This is a genomic window from Segeticoccus rhizosphaerae (genome assembly GCF_005222685.1).
GTDB classification, from domain to species: Bacteria; Actinomycetota; Actinomycetes; order Actinomycetales; family Dermatophilaceae; genus Segeticoccus; species Segeticoccus rhizosphaerae.
In genome coordinates, this window is record NZ_SWMA01000097.1 from 1 (window position 1) to 1,346 (window position 1,346).

Below are 1,346 nucleotides of genomic sequence, written 5' to 3' on the forward strand. Positions count from 1 at the left end.
AGGCGGTCGGCGGCGGGGTGCGGTTGGACACCGCGCAGCAGGCGGTGGTGACCGCGCTGGCCGGGGACCGGGCCCTGCTGGTGGTCGAGGGCGCTGCGGGGTCGGGCAAGACCACCACCTTGGCCGCGGCCCGCGCCGCGATCGGGCGCCGGGGGCATGAGCTGGTGGTGGTGGCCCCGATCCGCAAGGCGGCCGAGGTCGCCAGCCGCCAGCTCGGCAGCCGTGCTGCCTCGGCGGCCTGGCTGGCCCACCAGCACGGCTACCGCCAGAGTGCCGACGGTGCCTGGACGAGGCTGCGCGCCGGCGAGAGGGACCCGGCCGCCGGCACGGCATACGAGGGCCCCTGCCGGTCGGCGGTGCTGGCCGTCGGTGACGTGCTGCTGGTCGACGAGGCCGGGATGGTGGACCAGGACACCGCCCGTGCGCTGCTGGTGATCGCCGACGAGGCCGGCGCCAGGGTGGCGCTGGTCGGGGACCGCCACCAGCTGCCCGCGGTCGGCCGCGGCGGGGTGTTGGACCTGGCCGCCCGCTGGGCCCACCCCGAGGACCAGGTGACCCTGCAGGCGGTGCAGCGGTTCGCCGACCCCGACTACGCCCGCCTCAGCCTGGCCATGCGCGCCGGCCAGGACCCCGGGGGAGTGTTCGACGCCCTGCGGGCCCGCGGCGAGGTCGTCCTGCACGCCAGCGAGGCCGAACGCCTCCACGCCCTCGCCCAGACCGTCGCCGACGCCGCCACCGACGCCGGTGGGGAGCATCGACGCGAGAACTGTGGTGAGTCGCGTGGTGAGGGTGGGCGGGTGCTGGTGGTCGCGGACACCCGCGAGCAGGTCGCGGCACTCAACGCCGCGATCCGGGACCGGTTGGTCGCCGCCGGCCGGGTCGACGACCAGCACGCGGTCACCACCACGGCGGGCGAGCGGGTCGGGGTGGGCGACCTGGTGGCGACCCGCCGCAACGACCGCGGCCTGGACGTCGCCAACCGGGAGACCTGGACCATCACCAGGACCAGCGCCGACGGGTCCCTGACGGTGACCGGTCGAGGCGGGCCACGAAGCCTCCCCGCGACCTACGTGCGCGAGAACGTCGAGCTGGCCTACGCCAGCACCGTCTACGGCGCCCAGGGCGAGACCGTGCACCGTGCGCACCTGGTGGTGGGGGAGCACACCAGCGCCGCGGCCGCCTACGTCGCGCTGACCCGGGGACGCGCGGCGAACACCGCCCACCTGATCGCCGAGTCCGTCGAGCAGGCCCGCGACCAATGGATCGAGGCCTTCGGCCGGGACCGGGCCGACCTCGGACCCGCCCACGCCGCCGAACTCGCCGCCACCGAGGCGGCCCGGTACGCC

At 76.5% G+C, this 1,346-nt stretch carries 1 protein-coding gene; it reads left to right on the forward strand.

Annotated elements, in window-relative coordinates:
- On the forward strand, positions 1–1,346 hold a 1,346-nt coding region (locus FCN22_RS21455; protein WP_162308302.1), incomplete at both ends, for an ATP-dependent DNA helicase.